The sequence below is a fragment of the Acetobacterium malicum subsp. dehalogenans DSM 11527 genome (assembly GCF_000472665.1).
Lineage (GTDB): Bacteria > Bacillota > Clostridia > Eubacteriales > Eubacteriaceae > Acetobacterium > Acetobacterium malicum.
Genome location: NZ_AXAC01000033.1, coordinates 21,236 through 40,203, shown reverse-complemented (window position 1 = coordinate 40,203; position 18,968 = coordinate 21,236). Strand labels below are relative to the sequence as shown.

The window sequence follows — 18,968 nt, the reverse complement described above, 5'->3', positions numbered from 1 at the left end:
TGACATCGAAATGAAAATAATGCCGAAAAGCTGCCATGTTTGCCCGTTGAAGCATTATGTTAAGTCGGAGGCTGATTCTGGATATTTTTGCTACAAGACAAAACAATTAATTCAAAAGCAGTCAAATAAAAGACCGCAATATTGCCCATTAATGGAGGTGTAGGAATGAACCCTGATCAGATAGCAGATTTCGAAAAGAGATATCTCGAAAAGTTCAAAGATGCGGTTAGTGTGGAGCATAAAGGGTTCAAGGAAATAAAATGCCTGATATTGGGCGATGCAGAATCAAAATCTAAAACCGTTGAGGGTTATGACATTTTTAAAATAACAAACGCAGATGGGACCACTAAGGAAGAGAGGGTGTGTTGAAATGGTTAAGATTGACATGGAAATGCCGGAAAGCTGTGTGAAATGTTGGTTTAGAATGTGGTATGAATTTCGCTCAATGTATTATTGCGGCGCTAAACGTGATATTTCACTTAATACAGTTGCTGAAAAAGACAGGCATGAGAGTTGCCCGTTGATCGAGGTTAAAGAAAATGAAAACTAAAAAGTGTTTTGGAACGGGGGAACATAAAATAAAACGAAAAAAACTGAGCAAATCAGAAAGAATTGAAATACATAATAAAACTGATGGACATTGTGCCTACTGTGGGTTTCCATTAAAAATTACTGACATGCAAGTTGACCATGTTATTCCGCTAAACCGAGGCGGATTGGATGAAAAAGAGAATATGTTGCCAGCTTGCCGTTCGTGTAATCATTATAAATCGACGTTCGATTTGGAAGATTTTAGGGAAGAAATTGGGAAGTGGCATGATCGCCTTATCCGGGATAGCGTTACATATAAAAACGCCGTTAGGTTTGGACAGATTATTCCGACTCCAAGGAGAACAATTTTTTATTTTGAAGCAATAAACAATGGGGTGGAAAATGAGTGACTTTTTAAAATTCTTTGAAGAGAAAGTGGAAAACTATCCAATGCACATGGAAATATATTATTCAAAAACCATGGATTGGTGTATTCACATCTGGAAATTACTTGATGTAAGAATAGAGATCGCTGAAGTTCAGGGATCTGATATGGAGCTTGTTTTTGCAAAGGCTCACGTTGAACTGAAAGAATGGTTGCTGGAAAATGAGGGGGGATATTGAGATGACGAAAGACGAACTGTTATTAAAAATATATCAAAAGCCACTTAATATGAAAATTAAAATGACCGTTCATGAGCGATGCGAGTTGCAGAAACTATTAAAAGAAGCTTTGAAATATGAGCTCACTGAAAGAGATCTTGAGAATTTCCAATTTCATCATGATCATTTTGAGGATGATATTTTACTAATGGTAAGTGATCTCGAAATGAAAGTGGCCCAAGAACTGGCAACCATCGCAATGGCATCAGGCAGGATCGCCGAAAAGTTTAATGTAAGGATGATGGAAAATGAATAAATACCGAAAATTACAGACGATCAAACATGCTCTGCAGTATTACATAACCCGGCCGGATGCCGATCCCAAGGACATTGAGCAGGAAAAGGCCCTGCTGGAAAAGGTTAAGGGTGAGATTCGGGCGGTAAAATCAAAGTGGTATGGAGCCGGGACCAAATGATGAATTGGATCTGTGATGGTTGCAAGCATATTGCCGATGCGCCTTATATTTGCATATGGGGTTGTCCCAAAAAGAAAGAGAAAAGCGGGATGAGATGGATTTTATCAAACGGATTTATAACTTTCAATCAGAAGGCCGTGATCGGAAAGCCGGTTTCGAGGTAGAAAGTGACCAGTTTATTGGGTTGAGATACATTATCAAGGGTGATAGCCTGGTGATTACTTCAGCCAAAAACGGAGCCTTTGCGGTGGATTTGGAAAAGGGCAAATTATTGGCCCAGGAAATAATGGAGATGGTGGAATATTATGAAAAGTAAATATGGAAGTGAGTATTATGGTTTTATCGAAATTCTGTATCAAGATGGTACCAGTGATGCCTTTTATGCTGGAGCTGGTTTGGCTCAAAAAATAGGGCTGGAAGTGATGAAAGGGGACTGTCTGATTAATATCCCATGTCGGCATGGAAAGAGCATTGAGTTCTTTTCTTCAACAGTCAAGAAAGTCACCATGGTTATTGGCGGGCGGATCATATTGAAGCGGGTGAGCGCATGATGGACCTGAGTAAAACCTACTACTTAGCCCATCCCTGCACCACGGGTGGCAAGAGCATTGAAAAAAACAAAGAGTCCGAAAGATGTGTCTTTGAAAAGCTTCAGAAGCATTTCCCGGGCATCAAAGTTGTCCGGCCATTGGTGCTGATCCCGGAAGAGATGGAGCATCAGGAAGCGATGCTGAAATGTTTCAAGTTGCTAAAAAGCTGTGATGCTGCAATATTTGCAGGCCATTGGATGATCAGTAAAGGGTGCATGATGGAATTTGCATTCTGTGTGGATAATGGAATCGGGGCGATTGAAATTGGCAATTTGTTTAGCGAGGTGGCGGTATGATGGAAATATTGATCAATATTGCATCAATTAGTTTCTGGTTTGCCTTGGCCACTTCTGGAATTGCAGCGGCACTGATCGGATTGTTTTTCCTGAGTGCGGTGGTGTGTGGAGTTGCTGGTGGCGTGGTCGGTGGGATTTTTAAGAGAAGAAAATAATTTGAGCTTTGGAGAGAAAGTATGGGTTTGATTATTGATAATTTTGCAGGAGGTGGCGGAGCCTCCGAGGGAATTGAGCAAGCCATGGGCAGGCCGGTTGATATTGCGATCAATCATGATCCCGGGGCAATTGCAATGCACAAAGTAAACCATCCGCATACGAAACATTATTGTGAATCAGTGTGGGATGTCGATCCAATTAAAGCTTGTGAAGGGCAGCCGGTGGATCTGGCATGGTTTAGCCCTGATTGTACTCATTTCAGCAAGGCCAAGGGCGGAAAACCGAAAGATAAAAACATCCGGGGTCTGGCATGGGTAGCGGTCAAATGGGCGATGCAGGTACGGCCAACGGTGATAATTTTGGAAAACGTGGAAGAATTTAAAACATGGGGCCCGCTGGGTGACGACAACCAGCCGGATAAAAACAAAACAGGTGAAACTTTTAATAGTTTTGTTGAACAGTTGAAAATTATCGGGTACCAGGTAGAGTTCCGAGAGCTGATTGCAGCCGATTATGGGGCACCCACCAAGCGGAAAAGGTTCTTTATGGTTTCCCGTTGTGATGGATTCCCAATATCGTGGCCAGCTAAAAGCCATGGACCGCGGAACAGTAAAGAGGTGGCAATGGGGATTTTAAAACCTTATACCCCGGTTTCTGAGGTGTTGGATTTTTCAAAACCTTGTCCATCGATATTTGATACTAAAGATGAGATCATGGAAAAACATGGGCTGCGAACAGTACGGCCGCTGGCAGACAAAACCATGGAGCGGATCGCAAGGGGGCTTGAAAAGTTTGTAATAAATAATGCAGATCCTTTTTTAATCCAAGTTAATTACAGTGGAGCAAAATGGCATTATTGCAATAACCTTGACGATCCGCTGCCTACAATCACGGGAAAACATGGGTTTGGGATAGTTACACCGTCGATCATTCAGTACCATTCAGAGACGTTAAAAAAAGAAGTTCGTGGACAAGCGATTGATGAGCCGATCATGACGATCGATGGAAGTCCAAGATATGCGCTGATATCATCACATATTATCCAGATGAATAACCACATGATTGGCACTGATTCCAGAGATCCAGTGAATACCATTGTTGCTGGCCCCGGTCATCTAGGAGAAGTCAGAGCGTTCTTAATAAAATATTACGGTCAGGGGATCGGTCAGGATCTAAAAGAACCCTGTGGAACGGTTGTAAGTCATGATCGTTTTGGATTGGTGACGGTCCATGGAACTGATTATCAAATAATTGACATCGGAATGCGGATGCTAGATCCCCGGGAGCTGTTTACAGCAAATGGGTTCCCGCTGGATTACATCATCGATTATGACGCTGATGGTAACAAAATCACCAAAACAGAACAGGTTAAGCGGTGTGGGAATGCTGTACCGCCGATTTTTGCAAAGGAATTGGTATTAGCCAATGTGGTTGAAATTGAAAAGAACATGGCTTCCTAAAATTAAAGAAGACATAAAAAAAAGGAGCTTTCGCCCCAAGTTGCTCGTAAACATATTTTAACATGGGGGGAAGAGAATGTCAAAGATTCAGAGTATTACAGAGATGATCAAAATAGAAACAAAATGCCGGGATAATTTAATCAGGCGGAAAATAGGCCTGATGGTTAAGTTATCCCCGGATGTTATTAAAACCAGCTGCATAACTAACGATGCGGAGTGTATCCACGGGAATTCCTCAAAAGCTTTTGAAGATATTCTCCCAGAGATCATGGTGCTGCAGCAGCAGATTAATGAGCATGATAAAGAAATAAAAATATTAAAAAATCTCAAAGATCAGATCATTGAGCATATTGAGGGGATCGATAATGTAAATATGAAGGTTAAATACCTCCGGGATCAGGTTGGTTACAGCTTACAGGAAATTGCGTTGGTATTGGATTACAGCTATGGATATGTAAGAAATATATCGGTTAAATTAGGCAATATTGACGAAAAATGACAAAATGTGTGACAGCAATTTTTTTTAAACCATGATATTATCTAAAATAGAAAAGTGTGTAAAGAATTGAGCAGCCAAGTTTGGTTGCTTTTTTATGCCAAATTGCAAAGGAGTTCCGAATGTTCAAATATACCGAAAATGGGGAATACCGCAATTACTTTGATGTAAAAAAAATGGATAGTGGTCAAACAATAAAGATTGAATTCCAGGAAGAATGGACGAAAAATATCGTTTATTTTAATATTTTTTTAGTCATAAAGCACAAGAATAAATCTACCTATCCGGCCCTCGAACAAACAGGTAAAGATGGATTGAAGGGTTTAATCTGGGCGAAAAATAAAGTGTTGGAATTTGAAAAATTTATAAAGTCACTACCTAGATACAAAAACTCTAAAGTAATAATAATATGCCGGTGGGATGACAACCGTCGTAGAAACGCATATTATTACGGGTTAAGCAAATTCGGATATAAATACGGGATGATTTATGGTTCTAAGGCTATTGTAAAGGAGCTTTGAAAAAATGGATAATGGATATAAACATATGTTTATGTATCAGCACCTTGCCGAAATTAAAGGACAAAATAACCTTTGTGATTGTAAGGGCTGTAATCATAATCGCTCTGGCCAATGTCTTGATAAGCCTTTGCTAAGTGATCCATTCAAACAGACTGGATGCCTAAAACCGGCAACAGTCTCGCAACGGGAGGTCGAAAAATGAAGTGAGAAAACAACCATCGAAACCAATCAAGCGAACCCAGGACGTTCTTGATATGCAAGATTATTTAAAAGCGGCATCCAACAGAACGGTTGAGGGCAGACGCAATTACATTTTATTTTTAATTGGTATCACAACCGGCTATCGTGCCGGTGATTTAGTTGGCCTAAAGGTTAGGGATGCCAGGGAAGCGATCCGGCATGGTTATTTTACAATCAATGAGGGGAAGAAATTCAACTCAAAGAATATCAGAAAGAAAAACCGGAAACCCCGGCAGGCTGAGATTCTTCCCAAGGTGGCCAAGGAGTTGAAATTATATATCACGGATAAGCGGGATTATGAATTTCTTTTTCCATCCCGGAAGGGTGGAGCCATTGGTGTTCAGGCAATCAGCAATATTTTGAAAGATGCTGCAACTTACTTTGGGATCAAAGGGATCACGGCGCACAGTATGCGTAAAACCTATGCTTATAAGATTTACATGGACAGCGGGAAGGATGTTGTGGCAGTAAAAGAACTGCTGGGACATTCCTCTATTGAAGAGACAAAACTATATTTAGGACTGGATAAAGAGAAGTATCACGAGTATTCAAAGGCATTATCTGACTTTGTACGGTGAGCTTTTTTTATTTTTTTGATGTTGAATGTTTAAAAAATGAGTGGGTGAACATTGAAGGTCTGAGTTTCTTATACTCTAGTAAGTAGAGAGATGAAAAACTGAATGTGTGATTCACTAAGATAATTAAACATTCAAACAGAAAAATCCGAACGATAAGAGTGACAATAGTCAATAACGTTCGGGTTTTTATTTGAAGAATTGAGGTGATTTTTTTATGAAGATTGATCCAAGCAAATTTATTGTGGAAGCATACGTTGGTGAGAAGTGCAAACCTATCGATAATATTTTAGATATTGAATATACAGTAGAGATACTTAGACGAGATGGTGAGATTGTGAGCCACAAGATTAAAGATGTATTGATTGAATACATAGATGATTACGGAATACTTAAAACAATTTATGGGCCTGGCTTAATGTTTCGGTTTACAAAAGTAAACCCACTGGTTCCAAGAAAACAGAAACACTGAAATGGCTGGTGCATTTGCAAAGAAGATTTACAGTTCCAAACGCTGGATTACCAAACGGAATTATATATTCCAGAAAAGGTTTGGTATCTGCGAGCGTTGTGGAAGACCAGGTGAGGAAGTCCATCATAGGATTTACCTGACACCTGAGAATATCCATGATCCTGAAATAGTTTATGGCGAGGATAACCTTGAGCTGCTGTGCCGGGACTGTCACTTTGATGAACATCGAAAGACTAACCCGCTGGGTGATAACTTCAAGCGTCGGGTAAGGCTGACAAACAATGGCGTTTACTTTGATGCTGCTGGCAATCCTCAGCCGGTTAAGCGGTGGCTGGTCTGTGGTGCTCCGGCATCTGGCAAGACAACCTATGTGATGGAGCATATGGACCATGGAGATCTGGTCATTGACTTTGATCTGCTTGGTCAGGCGCTCAGTCTGCAAAGCAAGGATGGGCTGCCGGACAATCTGGTGGAGACTGTGGCCAGCGTTCGTGATCATCTGTATCAGTTGGTCGAGACTGAGAAGGTTGATGCAAGAAACATTTGGATCATTGCATCACTTCCTAAGCAGAACGAGCGTGAGCTGATAGCCGAGCGATTAAAAGCATCTATCATTGCGATTGATGTGGATTATGAAACCTGTTTGGGTAGAGCAATGCTGGATGATAGCAGAAATGACAAGGAGTTGCAGAAGCAAATCGTCATCCGGTACTTCCGAAACCACAAGGGGTAGCCCCCCTAAAAAAATGTGGGGTGGGGTCGAAAAGGACCGTCGGAGGTGGAAGAATTCTGTTCCTCCACGGGAAAATTTCAAAAAAGGAGGGGGGTATATTTTTGGGCATAGCCGAACAATTGGAAAAAGAAAAGAAGATCAGGGCTGAAAAAAACCGTATTGCCAAGATTTATAAAAATATCAACATGGATAAAGACATTACTAAAGTTCTGGACGGGCTTATTTCTGATGCTGCTTTTATGAGGGTGTCACTTGAAGAAGTCAAACTGAAATTGATCAAAGAAGGGCTGATGGAAAAATTTAAAAATGGATCTCAGGAATTCATGCGGGAAAAACCGGAAGCCAAACTGTTTCTTAATTTCATGAAGCAGTATTCCAACACCATGAAGCAGCTTATTGACTTAATGCCAGTCCAGGTGAAGGATGAAGAGCAGGATCAGCTAATACAGTTTTTCCAATCCGGAAAGGAAGCCGTTAAAAAATGAGCCAGGCAGAATTCATTGAGGAATATTACGATGCCATCATGTCCGGGGACATTGTGGCCGGGCGCCGGATCAAACAGGTTTATAGCAAGCTGATGCATGACCTTAAGCACCCGGGGCAGTTTGTCTTTGATGAAGATCTAGCCAACCGGCCGATCGATTTTATTGAGACCTTCTGCAAGCAGGCCCAGGGCGTTTTAGGCGAGCCGCTTAAGCTGATGCTTTTTCAGAAAGCAAAGTTTCAAGCAGTATTTGGTTTTGTTGAAAAGGACACTGGGTTCAGAAAGCATCGGGAAGTGTTGGATATCCGGGGTCGAAAAAACGGTAAAACCACCGAGTTATCGGCTACTGGCATTCATATGACCGTGGCCGATGGGGAAAGTGCAGCTGAAAATTACTTCATTGCGACTAAACTCGATCAATCACAGAAAGGTTTCAATGAAGCCTGGAACATGATAGCTCAGAGCAAAGCCTTGTCAAAACATATCCGGAAACGGAAGTCAGATCTTTACTTTGAATCCAATTTTTCATTTATCAAAGCGTTATCCAGTAACCGCAATGGTCTTGATGGACTAAATGCGCACTGTGTAATTATTGATGAGCTGGCGGCTATTAAAAACCGTGATCTCTACGATTTGATGAAACAATCAATGTCTTCACGACGGCAACCACTGTTAACGTGCATTACAACCAATGGCTTTGTACGGGAGTGTATTTTTGATAGCCAGTATGAATATGCTTGTAAGGTTCTCGATGGCAAAATAATTGATGAATCGTTTTTGCCATTTATTTATGAGTTGGATGATCGGGACGAATGGGATAAAGAGGAATGTTGGATAAAAGCGAACCCGGGTCTTGGCGTGATTAAAAACGTCCGGGATCTTCGGGATAACGTCAACAAGGCTAAGAATGATCCGGCCTTTAAAGCCACGGTCATGGTCAAAGATTTCTGTGCCACAGAAAATGCAGCCACCGCATGGCTCCGCTGGGAAGAACTTTACAACCCCGAAAAATTCGAGGTTAAGGAAATGGGGTTTCGCTATGGCATTGGCAGTTTTGATTTAGCCGAGACAACAGACCTTGCAGCCGCAAAAGTGGCCTGTAAAAGAAGGGATGATGGCAAGGACTATTATTTATCCATGTACTGGCTGCCAGAAGAAAATTTGAATAATAAGGAGCTGCTGGATCAGGTGCCCTACCTGTTATGGGAAAAGCAGGGCTTACTCCGGGTATGCCCGGGAAACCGGATTAACCCGTATCATCTTTTGGAGTGGTTCATTGAGGTTCAGGAGGAATATGACATTTATATCCCTTGGATTGGGTATGATCCATGGCATGTTGATACCAGTTTGCTGCAGGCATTCCAGAATTATTTTGGCAAGCAGTCGATGATTCCGGTGCGCCAGGGTGTTCATACCTTATCCATGCCGATGAAGGAGCTTAAGGCTGAACTGATTGCCAAACAGTCAGTTTATAATGACCACCCGATTGATAAGTGGTGCCTGAAAAATCTGGAGGTGAAGGTAGACATTAACGGCAATATCCAACCAGTGAAAGGTGTGTCCCAGACACAGAAAATTGATGGCGCTGTGGCCATGATCATTGTCAAGGTGATCCTTCGGGATAAAATGGCAGAGTATTTAAATATGATTTAGGAAGAGGTGGTTGAGTGTTTGAAAAAGTAAAACAGTTTTTTAATAAGAGCCCAACAGTGACTTCATTTGAAATGATCACCGAGCGGGGCAATGGCTTCTTTGCCTGGAATGGCAGTTTATACCATTCCGATCTGGTGCGTTCGTGTATTCGGCCAAAGGTAAAAGCCATTGGGAAGTTGACCGCCAAGCACGTCCGGCAAACCGGATCTGATTTTCAGGTGAACCCGGAGGTTTATATGCGCTTCCTGCTGGAAGAACCCAACCCTTACATGACCGGGCAGATGCTTCAGGAGAAGCTGGCCACCCAGCTACAGCTTAATAATAATGCTTTTGCTTATATCGCCCGGGATGGCAGCGAAATGCCGGTAGCGATTTATCCGATCCCGGCGACAACTGTGGAAGCGGTTTATAATAAGGCCGGGGATTTGTTTTTGCGGTGTTTTTTATTAAATGGCAAGATGGTCACCTTTCCCTATGTGGATGTGATCCACCTTCGGCAGGATTTTAATACCAATGACATTTTCGGGGAAAGTCCTTCTCAGGCGCTGGCCCCGCTGATGGAGATTGTCAACACCACCGATCAGGGGATTATCAAGGCGATTAGAAACAGTGCGGTTATAAAGTGGCTATTAAAATTCAATACGACCTTAAGGCCGGAAGATATTAAGCAGCAGACCGATGATTTTACCAATACCTTTTTGAGTATTGAGAACACGGGTGGAGCTGCCGGAACTGATGCAAAAATGGATGCCGTTCAGGTGACGCCCCATGATTTTATACCCAATGCGCTACAGATGGATAAAACCACCCAGCGCATTTTTTCGTTTTTTGGTACCAATGAGAAGATCATCCAAAGCCGGTACAACGAGGATGAATGGAACGCTTATTATGAAGCTGAGATTGAGCCATTTGCGTTGCAGGCTTCCGGAGAGTTTACCCGGAAGTTGTTCAGTCGAAAACAGAGGGGGTTTGGTAACTCCATTATGTTTGAGTCTTCCAATCTGCAGTATGCCAGCATGACTACAAAACTGGCATTGTACCAAGCGGTTGACCGTGGATCCATGACACCTAACGAATGGCGAAAGATTTTAGGAAACCTGACCCCGTTACCCGGTGGCGATGAAGCGATCCGGCGACTGGACACCCAACCGGTTAAGGAATACACAAAAGTTGAGAGTGGAGGTGAATAAGAATGCCAGTTGAAATTGAAGTAAGAGGGAAAATTGTCCCAGATGGTGATAAGTGGATCTATGATTATTTTGAGCAGCCTTGCACCACAGCAGCGGATATCCGGAATAAGATCCGGTCGGCTAACGGTGATGTGCTGGAAGTTTCGGTGAATAGTCCTGGTGGCGATATCTTTGTTGCTTCGGAGATTTACACCGCATTGAAAAATTATAACAATGTCAAAATCAAGGTGACGGGTTTGGCGGCCAGTGCTGCCAGCGTGATCGCCATGGCCGGTTATTGTGAAATGAGCCCGACCGCCCAGATGATGGTCCATAATGTGTGGACGTTTCAGAGTGGGGATTATCGGGATATGGATTCAGCCAGTGAGAGCTTGAAAAAAGCCAATCGCTCCATTGCTAATGCCTATTGTGTAAAATCTGGCATGGCCATGGATGCAGCGTTAAAAATGATGGATGATACCACATGGATGACTGCTCAGGATGCCAAGGCGTTGGGGCTTGTGGATAAAGTGCTGTTTGAGGTTGATGATGAAGAGGGATTCTATCAAAATCAATTATTTAACAGTGTTTTAAAAGAAAACGCCAAGGCCATGTACGCAGCGATCCCCCGGTTAAGCCCCAGTGTGATTGCAAAAATGCGGGAGTCCCGGGAGAATGTTCTGGAGAAAAATGAAAAATCAGAAAATGAACTAAAAGCCCTTGTTGATCAGAACCTTGAATCAGCAAAGGCTTATTTAAATTATTTAAAACTGAAAGGTGATGTGAAAAATGACTAAAGAACAGTATTTGAAAATGAGAAATGAATTGTTGGCAGAGGTTGATGGATTGATTAACGGCGGTGATGTTGAAAATGCCAATGCGAAAATGGCTGAGGTAACGGCCCTGGATAACCAGTTTGAAGCAGAGCGAACCGCACAGGCGAATGCTGCAGCGTTACGAGGGGCACCGGTGGTAAATATCGAAACACAGTCAGTTGTTAATCAAGGGATTGAGTTCGGAACGGTGCTTGCAAGTTTTGGTGAAACAACGACCGAAGCGGAGCTGCATGAACGAGCATTTTATAATTTTCTGGTAAATAAACCATCAACCCAGGAAGAAAAGGCGGTGTTTGATCAAATCAATACGGATTATCGGAATGCTGTGCAAACTGCCACCGATCATCAGGTGGTGATCCCAGAAACGGTAACGGCTATGATTTGGCAGGAAATTGCGGATGCACACCCTGTTGTGCAAGATATTTTTAGAACCTTTGTCCCTGGTGATTTAACGATTATTAAGGATGATGATAGTATCGCTGATGCTGACTGGATCGATGAAGCAACACCAGCTGATGGAGATGATGTAGGATTTGGAACTGTCAATTTGACAGGATGTGAACTTCCAAAAGCCGTTGATATTTCATGGAAGCTAAAGAAAATGGCCATGCGTGATTTCTTAAATTACATCGCTAGAAAAATTGCTGAAAAAATGGGGAATGCCATTGCTAAGTCTGCATTTACCGGAAAAGGAAAACCAGGTGAAAGCGATACCTTTAAAGCTCAGCCTAAAGGTGTTGTAACAGCTCTGAATGCAGAAGCAGGAACGCCACAGGTTGTCACTTTTGCTACAGCCGATCCACTTACCTATAAAAAGATTACATCGGCTTTGGCAAAAATTAAAAGTGGCTATCTGGGAAGTGGTGCAGCCATTTACGCAGATAATGCCACGATCTGGAATGAACTGGCGAATGTTATGAATGAAATGGGGAATCCTTATTTTATTCCAGATACCACAGGCGGTGGTGTTGGCCGTATGTTTGGATTACCTGTAAAAGAAGAAGCAGCAGCTGCAGGAAATATTCTCATTGGCAATTATGGTAAAGGTTACGCTATGAATGTTAATGAAGATATTACCTTATATCAGGAAGATAATATTAAAACAAGAACAACCACCTATATGAGCTATTCCCTTATTGATGGCGATGTTGTCACTACCAAGGCGTTTGCTCTTATCAAAAAGGTTTAGAAGGGTTCAGGGGGCATTGCCCCCTTTTAATGGGTGAATGTAATGACAATGCTTGAATCAATAAGAAATTCCCTGAGAATTAAAAACACGGTCTTTGACGGAGAAATAACCGATCTGATCAATGCCTGCAAGCTGGATCTTTCCATATCTGGGGTGAAGATCATCGACGATACCGATCCGCTGATTAAACAGGCGGTTAAGACCTATGTTAAAGCAAACTTCGGCCTAGACAATAAAGACGGTGAGAAGTACATGGAAAGTTATGAAGCCATTAAACGGCATCTGGCCTTGTGCGGTGATTATAATGTGGAACCGCTAGTTTTACCGGAAGTGGGTGTGTAAATGTGGACAAGTATCTGTTATTTGGGAATCGAAGATGAAGCAGAAAATGCCATCGGTGATAAGTATGAAGTAGTTTCCTTTGATGATTATGTTTTCTGTGATCAGAAATCCATCCGGATGGCTGAGTTTTACCAGGCAGCCACTACCGATTATAAACCATCAATCACCCTGACTTTAAAACAGGCAGATTATGCAGGCCAGCGGTATATCCGGTTTGAGGATGAGGTTTATACCATGATCCGGACCTATGCTGTTGGCAGTGAGGATATCGAAGTGGTTCTGGAAAGGGGGATTAAACATGGGGAAACCACCTGATTCGGTTACGAAGGTACTGGTAAAGAAAGGGAAAACTCACGTCGAGTTTACTTCAAATGTTGACAGAGCAAAGTACACCTTATCTGAATTGACCCGGGCAGCTCTTCGTGATGTTGGTAAATTTTTGTGTAAAGAATTCAAAATAAATTATTATCAACAGTTCAAAAAAAGACGGGGGAAAATAAACAAATATGTTCAGCCTTGGGTTCGTCGAAGAGAGTGCAATTTACAGGTTGGAATTAAACCAAATGCGTTTTATGGTGGCTTCCAGGAAAAGGGATCGTCAAAAACACCGGCTCTAGGATTACTGACAAAAGCGGCACAGGATAATATTGAAACGATTATACAAATTGAATCTAAATATTTAAGCGCAATGGAGTCGGAAGCCGAAGCATTAGCTTTAATTAATGAAGATGAGTATACGGGTGGATCAGATGGCGAGTAAAACGGTTCTGTTAATTGAAGAGATCAAAAAAATCATCCAGAACGTCCATATGGGCGTTTTTTATATTGGGACGACCAAAACCACTCCCTACCCTTATATAACCTTTCAAATAAGCGATATCGGGGCCAGTAAAAAACTGGAATTGGACTATTGGACGGACAAACCGGACTCCATCGAACTGGAAACATTAGCGGATAATGTGGGCGATTATTTGAATAAATATACGCTCACCAATGAGCATCACAGCATTACAATTTATAAAAATGATGACCGGCAACGGTTGGATGAAACAATTATTAAGCGGATCAATGAATCTTATCTGGTCCGCTACTTTGGAAAGGAAGAATAAAAAATGGGAAAAGTACGAACAGGTTACAGTCAGAAAACCATGGATAATCTCCATACTGGTGCCGGGGCGTTTTTTAAAAATTTTATTGTCGGCACAGACACCTATGAATCGGCCCGACTTGGTGGAAAACTAATTGGAGCTACCCAGGGCGGTGGTGAGTTTAAGGTGGCTGCTGAGATCCGAAACATTGAGATTGATGGACTGCCCGGAAAGGGCAAAGGAACAGAGATTATTGACTATATTGATGTTTCTTTGGTGATTAATTTCATCGAGACAACCCCGGATATTTTGGCTATGGCTCTTGGTGCCGCTGATATTGATACCACGACCAACGGCACCTATAGCATCATTACCGGGCGAAATGCTTTTGAGGATGCCGATTATATCGGCAACATCACCTACATTGGCACCATCACCGGCAGTGAGGAGCCGATCATTATCCAGGTCTTTAATGCTCTGTCAACTGATGGTCTAAACATCAAGGTGGAGGATAAAAAGGAGGGTGTGATTCCCGTTACCGTCTATGGCCATTACGAGGATACCGGGGAAGGAACCCTGGATGCACCGCCTTATAAGATTTACTATCCAAAAGGATCTAATGCTGCCACACCAGTTGCCAGCATGAAGGGCGGAGCCTACGCAACCAGCCAGACAGTTACATTAAGCTGTGCGACTGTTGGAGCGACCATCTATTACACCACCAATGGTTTTGAGCCAACGGCAGATGATACGGCCTACTCCACTGAAATTACTGTGGCAGCCGATACAATCTTAAAAGCAAAAGCAATGAAATCCGGCATGGCTGATAGTGCAACCATGACCGAAACTTACAGAATTGGAGAATAATTAGATGATTGAAAATGTACGAAAACTAAATACGGCGGATTTATTTGAGTTTATGCGGATGGTTAAGCGAACCGGGGTTAAGGATGAGCTTAAAAAGGTTGCTAAGAATATGCCGAAAAAAGAGAAGAAGCCACAATTGAAAGTTGTTGAAGAAGGTGATGATAATTCTCCAGAACTCATTGTTAAAGAAGCGCCATCCCAGGCAGAGGTTGGCATTGATCTGGCTTTTTCAGTGATGGAGATTTTTGCGAACCAGAAAGCGGAAGCGGAAATCTATGCTTTCATTGCCCGCCCCTTCCAATGCACCCCGGAAGAAGTGGCCGAAAATGACCTGATGGATACCATCGAAAAACTGAAAGATGTGGCTGATGCTCAGAAGTGGGCTTCTTTTTTCAAGTCAGCAACTCAGTAGATGTTACTGACATTGAGGAGTTGCTCCTTAGACGATATAACAACATTGACTATATTTTAAATATGGATATTGATAGCGGTCTTACATTTATTCGCAAAGCCTTTGAAAAAGAAGAGGATGCGAAATTGTGGGACCGCTATTTAGTTGATTACCGGAATATGGGGCCAGAGAACTTTATCACCTTTGAAGCGTATAAACAACTGGCTCAAAGTGAAAGCGTTCAGCCGAGTGCCACCCCGAAAACCAAGCAGGAAACCATTAATGAAATCAATGAGAAGGTTGAAAAGATCATCAATCTAACCCTGAAAGGGGGTGAAGCTAATGGCGTTTGAGATCTTCAAACTATTTGGTTCGATTTTTGTTGATACCAGCGAAGCCAATAACGAGATGGATCTGGCCGGAAATAATGCTGAGATCCTTGGTAAAAAGTTTGGTGCCGTTGCAAAGACTGCGGATAATATCAGCGATGGGCTTAAGGGTCTTGGAAAGGGATTTTCTACTTATGTAACAGCTCCATTGACTGCAATCGGTACGGGTGCTGTCTTGGCCTTTAATGCGGTTGATGATGGTATGGATGTAATGTTAAAAGCTACTGGTGCCACCGGAGACGCTGCTAATGGCTTGGAGAAGATTTTTAAAAATGTTTCAGGGTCTGTCATCGGCAGTTTTGACGATGTTGGGGGAGCGATCGGAGAGATTAACACACGCTTTGGAGTAACAGGCGATGGCCTTGAAACCATGAGCAAGGATTTTCTTAAGTTTGCTGAGATCACCGGAGTGGATGCCACCCAGGGGGTCCAGCTAGTCTCCCGGGCAATGAGTGATGCGGGTATTGATACAGCGGATTATAAATCAGTCCTTGATCAATTGTCTGCTGCAAGCCAGGCATCGGGTATTTCAGTTGAAGCATTAACTGAAAACATCACAAAATACGGTGCACCGATGCGAGCCCTTGGTTTTGATACCCAGGAAAGCATTGCTATCTTTGCAGGCTGGGAAAAGGCTGGGGTTAATACAGAGATCGCATTCAGTGGTATGAAAAAAGCCATTTCTAATTGGGCAGCAGCTGGTAAAGATCCCCGGGAAGAATTTAAAAAGACGTTACAATTAATTGGTGAAACACCAGATATTGCCAGTGCAACAACCATGGCCATCGACGTTTTTGGCCAAAAGGCGGGGCCTGATTTAGCGGATGCCATCAAAGGGGGGCGTTTTTCCTATGAAGAATTTTTGGCTGTTGTTGAAAATTCTGAGGGAACCTTAGACGGAACCTATGATGAATTGCTGGATGGTGGCGCAAAGTTTGAAATGTCCATGCAGAATGTTAAAGAGTCGATGGCCACATTGGGTGAAGCCATTATGAATACGCTGGCGCCAATGCTTGAAGCGGCGGCGGTTAAGGCAAGTGAACTTGCGGGATGGTTTGAGAGTTTAAACGAAGGTCAACAAGATACTATTGTGAAATTGGGCTTGTTAGCTATGGCTATTGGTCCAATTTTATTAGTCTTAGGCGGTCTGGCCGGGGCGGTATCCAACGTTGCCGGATTATTTGCTACCGGTGGCCTATTAAACGGGGCGCTTGGGTCAGCATCGGCAGCTTTTGGCCTTGGTGCCGAGGGTGCCGTGGGAATGGGTTCTTCCCTGGCAGCTTTAACGGGGCCGGTGGCTATCGTTGTGGCTGCTATCGCTGGGTTCGTTGCAATACTGGCAGGGGCCTGGCAAAATTCAGAGACGTTTAGGGGTTCTGTAGCAGCTGCTTTTATGGCGTTGAAAATGCAAATTACTATGAACCTTATGGCCATTCAAGAGGCATTTGCGCCTGTTGTTGAAGCGTTCAGTGGTTTCGGTGCAAGTATCAATCCGATTTTACAGCAGATTGGTGATTTTATTGGGAACAATATAGTTCCGAAAGTCAGGGAATTTATTAGTGAATTCATAAATGGATTTACAAGTATTATCATTGCGATTGCACCATTTGTCGCAGCCATCGGGAATCTTCTAAGTTTTATCGGAAATTTTGTTGGCATGGTCTTTGCTCTGCTAAATGGAGATTGGGCAGCAGCCTGGCAGTTTGCCCAGGCAATGGGCCAGAATGCGGTTGATTTTCTGGTTAATGTTTTTCAGGGGCTTCATAATTGGGTAAGCCTGATATTTCAGAGTATTCTGGATTTCATAAAAGGAATCTGGGACGGCATTGTCCAGCGGACCACCGATACCTGGAATGGGATTGTAACCTTCCTGCAGACAGCATGGCAGCTGATTTATGACAATACAATTGGGAAGATATCAGAGCTGGCGACTAATATTGCGAATAAGTGGCAGGAAACAAAGGTTGATACCCAACAGAAATGGGATGCTATAAAAAGTGATCTGGCTGCCAAATGGGAAGAAATTAAGACTAACATTTCCAATAAGGTTCAGGAAGTTGTCACCAATTTAGCGAATAAGTGGCAGGAAACAAAAAGCGATACTCAGCAGAAGTGGGCGGATATTAAAACCGATCTTGCCAGCAAATGGGAAGATATTAAAACCAATATTTCCAATAAAGTTCAGGAGACAGTTAAGAATGTCTCTGATAAGTGGCAAGAAACTAAGACCGATTCAGATTCGAAATGGGGAGATATCCGTGATGACTTAAAAAACAAAGCGCAGGAAATCTTCCGCAATATCACAGAAAAAATAAGAGAACTTGTTGATGACTTACCCGATAAATGGCAGGATATCAAAGATGCAGCATCTGAAAAATGGGAAGAAATAAAAAAAACAATCATTGATCCCATTGCTCAAGTCCCAGAACAATTATATCAACAAGCTAAGAACATGATCTCAGAAATTGTTCGTGGGATTTCGGAAACAGCATCTAATGTTGGTGATGCTGTTAATGCGTTGGTTAAAGATATCTTAGCGAAATTCAAAGATGGCTTGGGTATTGCATCGCCTGCTAAAAAGTTAATTGAAATCGGGAAGTACATTGTTCAAGGGCTTATCAAAGGTTTGAATGGTGAAAACCTGATATCGTTTGTAAATGGCATGGTTGAAGATATTAAGTCTGCTTTTGAGAATGGTAATTTTAATTTAAAAGCAGCAATCGACTTTGTAGGTTCTGGTGCTGCAGAATTCTTTAAATCAATTGGTATTGGCGGTGCATCCATGGGTGACTTAACCGCGCCATTATCCGCTGGGGTTACATCTGAGTTTGGATGGCGTACCCATCCGATCTATGGTGATCAACGGTTCCACGCTGGGATTGATTTGGGAGCGGGATATGGCGAACCAGTAGGCGCAGCCGGAGCCGGTACAGTTGTTCAGGCTGGATGGAATGGTGGCTACGGGAATTCAGTTATCATCGACCATGGTAATGGTTTAGAAACACTATATGCCCATATGTCAGAAATAATGGTTGCGGTAGGTGATATTGTCAGCAAATTACAGACAATCGGCCTGGTTGGATCGACCGGTGACAGTACTGGCGCGCATTTGCATTTTGGTATGATGCAGGATGGCGAGTGGATTGATCCAAGTGCTTTATTCGGTTATGCTTCAGGAACAAATTATGCAACGGCAGGGCTGCATTGGGTTGGTGAAAAAGGCCCAGAGTTGGTTAATTTTAGAGGTGGCGAAAGGGTCTACGATGCTGAAACAAGCGCTGGTTTAGCGGGCGGAAAAGATGGAATTACCCAATATATAACCATCAATTCACCTACTGCCTTATCGCCAGCTACGATTGCAAAACAAAATGAACGTTTACTACGTCATTTATTTCTAAGTTTATAAGGAGG

Annotated in this window: 29 protein-coding genes; all 29 read left to right on the top strand. The window is 42.7% G+C overall.

Going from position 1 to position 18,968, the window contains the following annotated elements; genetic code table 11:
* Positions 1-165 precede the first annotated feature (165 nt).
* On the top strand, positions 166-369 hold the full coding sequence (locus A3KS_RS0113245; protein ID WP_026395325.1) for a hypothetical protein: 204 nt from the start codon (positions 166-168) through the stop codon (positions 367-369).
* Between the two features lies 1 nt (position 370).
* Positions 371-550: a hypothetical protein gene (locus tag A3KS_RS0113240; RefSeq protein WP_026395324.1), complete on the top strand. Its 180-nt coding sequence runs from the start codon at positions 371-373 to the stop codon at positions 548-550.
* On the top strand, positions 540-941 hold the full coding sequence (locus tag A3KS_RS0113235) for an HNH endonuclease (RefSeq protein WP_051355878.1): 402 nt from the start codon (positions 540-542) through the stop codon (positions 939-941). Before A3KS_RS0113240 ends, A3KS_RS0113235 begins: the two co-directional genes overlap by 11 nt.
* Positions 934-1,155, top strand: a complete 222-nt coding sequence (locus A3KS_RS0113230) for a hypothetical protein (RefSeq protein WP_156913269.1) — start codon at positions 934-936, stop codon at positions 1,153-1,155. The genes A3KS_RS0113235 and A3KS_RS0113230 overlap by 8 nt, the downstream gene beginning before the upstream one ends.
* Before the next feature lies 1 nt (position 1,156).
* The gene (locus A3KS_RS0113225; RefSeq protein ID WP_026395321.1) at positions 1,157-1,450 is read left to right on the top strand and encodes a hypothetical protein; all 294 of its coding nucleotides are present in this window, start codon (positions 1,157-1,159) and stop codon (positions 1,448-1,450) included.
* Positions 1,443-1,610: a hypothetical protein gene (locus A3KS_RS23775; protein ID WP_169727706.1), complete on the top strand. Its 168-nt coding sequence runs from the start codon at positions 1,443-1,445 to the stop codon at positions 1,608-1,610. Before A3KS_RS0113225 ends, A3KS_RS23775 begins: the two co-directional genes overlap by 8 nt.
* A gap of 94 nt (positions 1,611-1,704) precedes the next feature.
* Positions 1,705-1,926 (top strand): hypothetical protein, encoded by a 222-nt coding sequence (locus A3KS_RS0113215; protein WP_026395320.1) that lies wholly within the window; start codon positions 1,705-1,707, stop codon positions 1,924-1,926.
* A complete protein-coding gene (locus A3KS_RS0113210) occupies positions 1,916-2,161 on the top strand; it encodes a hypothetical protein (RefSeq protein WP_026395319.1) in 246 nt (81 codons plus the stop codon). The genes A3KS_RS0113215 and A3KS_RS0113210 overlap by 11 nt, the downstream gene beginning before the upstream one ends.
* The gene (locus A3KS_RS0113205; RefSeq protein ID WP_035356292.1) at positions 2,161-2,496 is read left to right on the top strand and encodes a DUF4406 domain-containing protein; all 336 of its coding nucleotides are present in this window, start codon (positions 2,161-2,163) and stop codon (positions 2,494-2,496) included. The genes A3KS_RS0113210 and A3KS_RS0113205 overlap by 1 nt, the downstream gene beginning before the upstream one ends.
* Positions 2,493-2,651, top strand: a complete 159-nt coding sequence (locus A3KS_RS23515) for a hypothetical protein (protein ID WP_169727705.1) — start codon at positions 2,493-2,495, stop codon at positions 2,649-2,651. The genes A3KS_RS0113205 and A3KS_RS23515 overlap by 4 nt, the downstream gene beginning before the upstream one ends.
* Before the next feature lie 21 nt (positions 2,652-2,672).
* The gene (locus A3KS_RS0113195) at positions 2,673-4,112 is read left to right on the top strand and encodes a DNA cytosine methyltransferase (RefSeq protein WP_026395317.1); all 1,440 of its coding nucleotides are present in this window, start codon (positions 2,673-2,675) and stop codon (positions 4,110-4,112) included.
* 76 nt (positions 4,113-4,188) lie between these two features.
* Positions 4,189-4,611, top strand: a complete 423-nt coding sequence (locus A3KS_RS0113190) for a hypothetical protein (protein WP_026395316.1) — start codon at positions 4,189-4,191, stop codon at positions 4,609-4,611.
* A 119-nt stretch (positions 4,612-4,730) separates the two neighbouring features.
* Positions 4,731-5,129, top strand: coding sequence for a hypothetical protein (locus A3KS_RS0113185; protein ID WP_026395315.1), 399 nt, complete (start codon positions 4,731-4,733; stop codon positions 5,127-5,129).
* Between the two features lie 203 nt (positions 5,130-5,332).
* Positions 5,333-5,947, top strand: a complete 615-nt coding sequence (locus A3KS_RS0113175) for a tyrosine-type recombinase/integrase (RefSeq protein WP_026395313.1) — start codon at positions 5,333-5,335, stop codon at positions 5,945-5,947.
* Positions 5,948-6,161: 214 nt separating this feature from the next.
* Positions 6,162-6,416, top strand: a complete 255-nt coding sequence (locus tag A3KS_RS0113170) for a hypothetical protein (protein ID WP_026395312.1) — start codon at positions 6,162-6,164, stop codon at positions 6,414-6,416.
* Between the two features lies 1 nt (position 6,417).
* Complete coding sequence (locus tag A3KS_RS0113165) at positions 6,418-7,149, top strand: HNH endonuclease (RefSeq protein WP_026395311.1); 732 nt, start codon at positions 6,418-6,420, stop codon at positions 7,147-7,149.
* Between the two features lie 101 nt (positions 7,150-7,250).
* On the top strand, positions 7,251-7,634 hold the full coding sequence (locus A3KS_RS0113160; protein ID WP_026395310.1) for a hypothetical protein: 384 nt from the start codon (positions 7,251-7,253) through the stop codon (positions 7,632-7,634).
* Positions 7,631-9,286, top strand: coding sequence for a terminase large subunit (locus A3KS_RS0113155; RefSeq protein ID WP_026395309.1), 1,656 nt, complete (start codon positions 7,631-7,633; stop codon positions 9,284-9,286). Before A3KS_RS0113160 ends, A3KS_RS0113155 begins: the two co-directional genes overlap by 4 nt.
* Positions 9,287-9,300: 14 nt before the next feature.
* On the top strand, positions 9,301-10,476 hold the full coding sequence (locus A3KS_RS21305) for a phage portal protein (RefSeq protein WP_341349849.1): 1,176 nt from the start codon (positions 9,301-9,303) through the stop codon (positions 10,474-10,476).
* A 2-nt stretch (positions 10,477-10,478) separates the two neighbouring features.
* Positions 10,479-11,252, top strand: a complete 774-nt coding sequence (locus A3KS_RS0113145; RefSeq protein ID WP_035356291.1) for a head maturation protease, ClpP-related — start codon at positions 10,479-10,481, stop codon at positions 11,250-11,252.
* Entirely contained in the window at positions 11,245-12,480 is a 1,236-nt protein-coding gene (locus A3KS_RS0113140; RefSeq protein WP_026395307.1) for a phage major capsid protein, read from the top strand. The genes A3KS_RS0113145 and A3KS_RS0113140 overlap by 8 nt, the downstream gene beginning before the upstream one ends.
* Positions 12,481-12,522: 42 nt before the next feature.
* Complete coding sequence (locus A3KS_RS0113135; RefSeq protein WP_242834768.1) at positions 12,523-12,822, top strand: head-tail connector protein; 300 nt, start codon at positions 12,523-12,525, stop codon at positions 12,820-12,822.
* A complete protein-coding gene (locus A3KS_RS21300) occupies positions 12,823-13,137 on the top strand; it encodes a hypothetical protein (protein ID WP_051355877.1) in 315 nt (104 codons plus the stop codon).
* Positions 13,121-13,582 (top strand): hypothetical protein, encoded by a 462-nt coding sequence (locus tag A3KS_RS0113125; RefSeq protein ID WP_035356288.1) that lies wholly within the window; start codon positions 13,121-13,123, stop codon positions 13,580-13,582. Before A3KS_RS21300 ends, A3KS_RS0113125 begins: the two co-directional genes overlap by 17 nt.
* The gene (locus tag A3KS_RS0113120) at positions 13,572-13,931 is read left to right on the top strand and encodes a hypothetical protein (RefSeq protein ID WP_026395304.1); all 360 of its coding nucleotides are present in this window, start codon (positions 13,572-13,574) and stop codon (positions 13,929-13,931) included. The genes A3KS_RS0113125 and A3KS_RS0113120 overlap by 11 nt, the downstream gene beginning before the upstream one ends.
* Positions 13,932-13,934: 3 nt before the next feature.
* Positions 13,935-14,777, top strand: a complete 843-nt coding sequence (locus tag A3KS_RS0113115; protein ID WP_026395303.1) for a chitobiase/beta-hexosaminidase C-terminal domain-containing protein — start codon at positions 13,935-13,937, stop codon at positions 14,775-14,777.
* 4 nt (positions 14,778-14,781) lie between these two features.
* On the top strand, positions 14,782-15,189 hold the full coding sequence (locus tag A3KS_RS0113110) for a hypothetical protein (RefSeq protein WP_026395302.1): 408 nt from the start codon (positions 14,782-14,784) through the stop codon (positions 15,187-15,189).
* A gap of 20 nt (positions 15,190-15,209) precedes the next feature.
* The gene (locus tag A3KS_RS0113105; protein WP_051355876.1) at positions 15,210-15,521 is read left to right on the top strand and encodes a hypothetical protein; all 312 of its coding nucleotides are present in this window, start codon (positions 15,210-15,212) and stop codon (positions 15,519-15,521) included.
* Positions 15,511-18,963: a phage tail tape measure protein gene (locus tag A3KS_RS22740; RefSeq protein ID WP_051355875.1), complete on the top strand. Its 3,453-nt coding sequence runs from the start codon at positions 15,511-15,513 to the stop codon at positions 18,961-18,963. The genes A3KS_RS0113105 and A3KS_RS22740 overlap by 11 nt, the downstream gene beginning before the upstream one ends.
* Positions 18,964-18,968 lie beyond the last annotated feature (5 nt).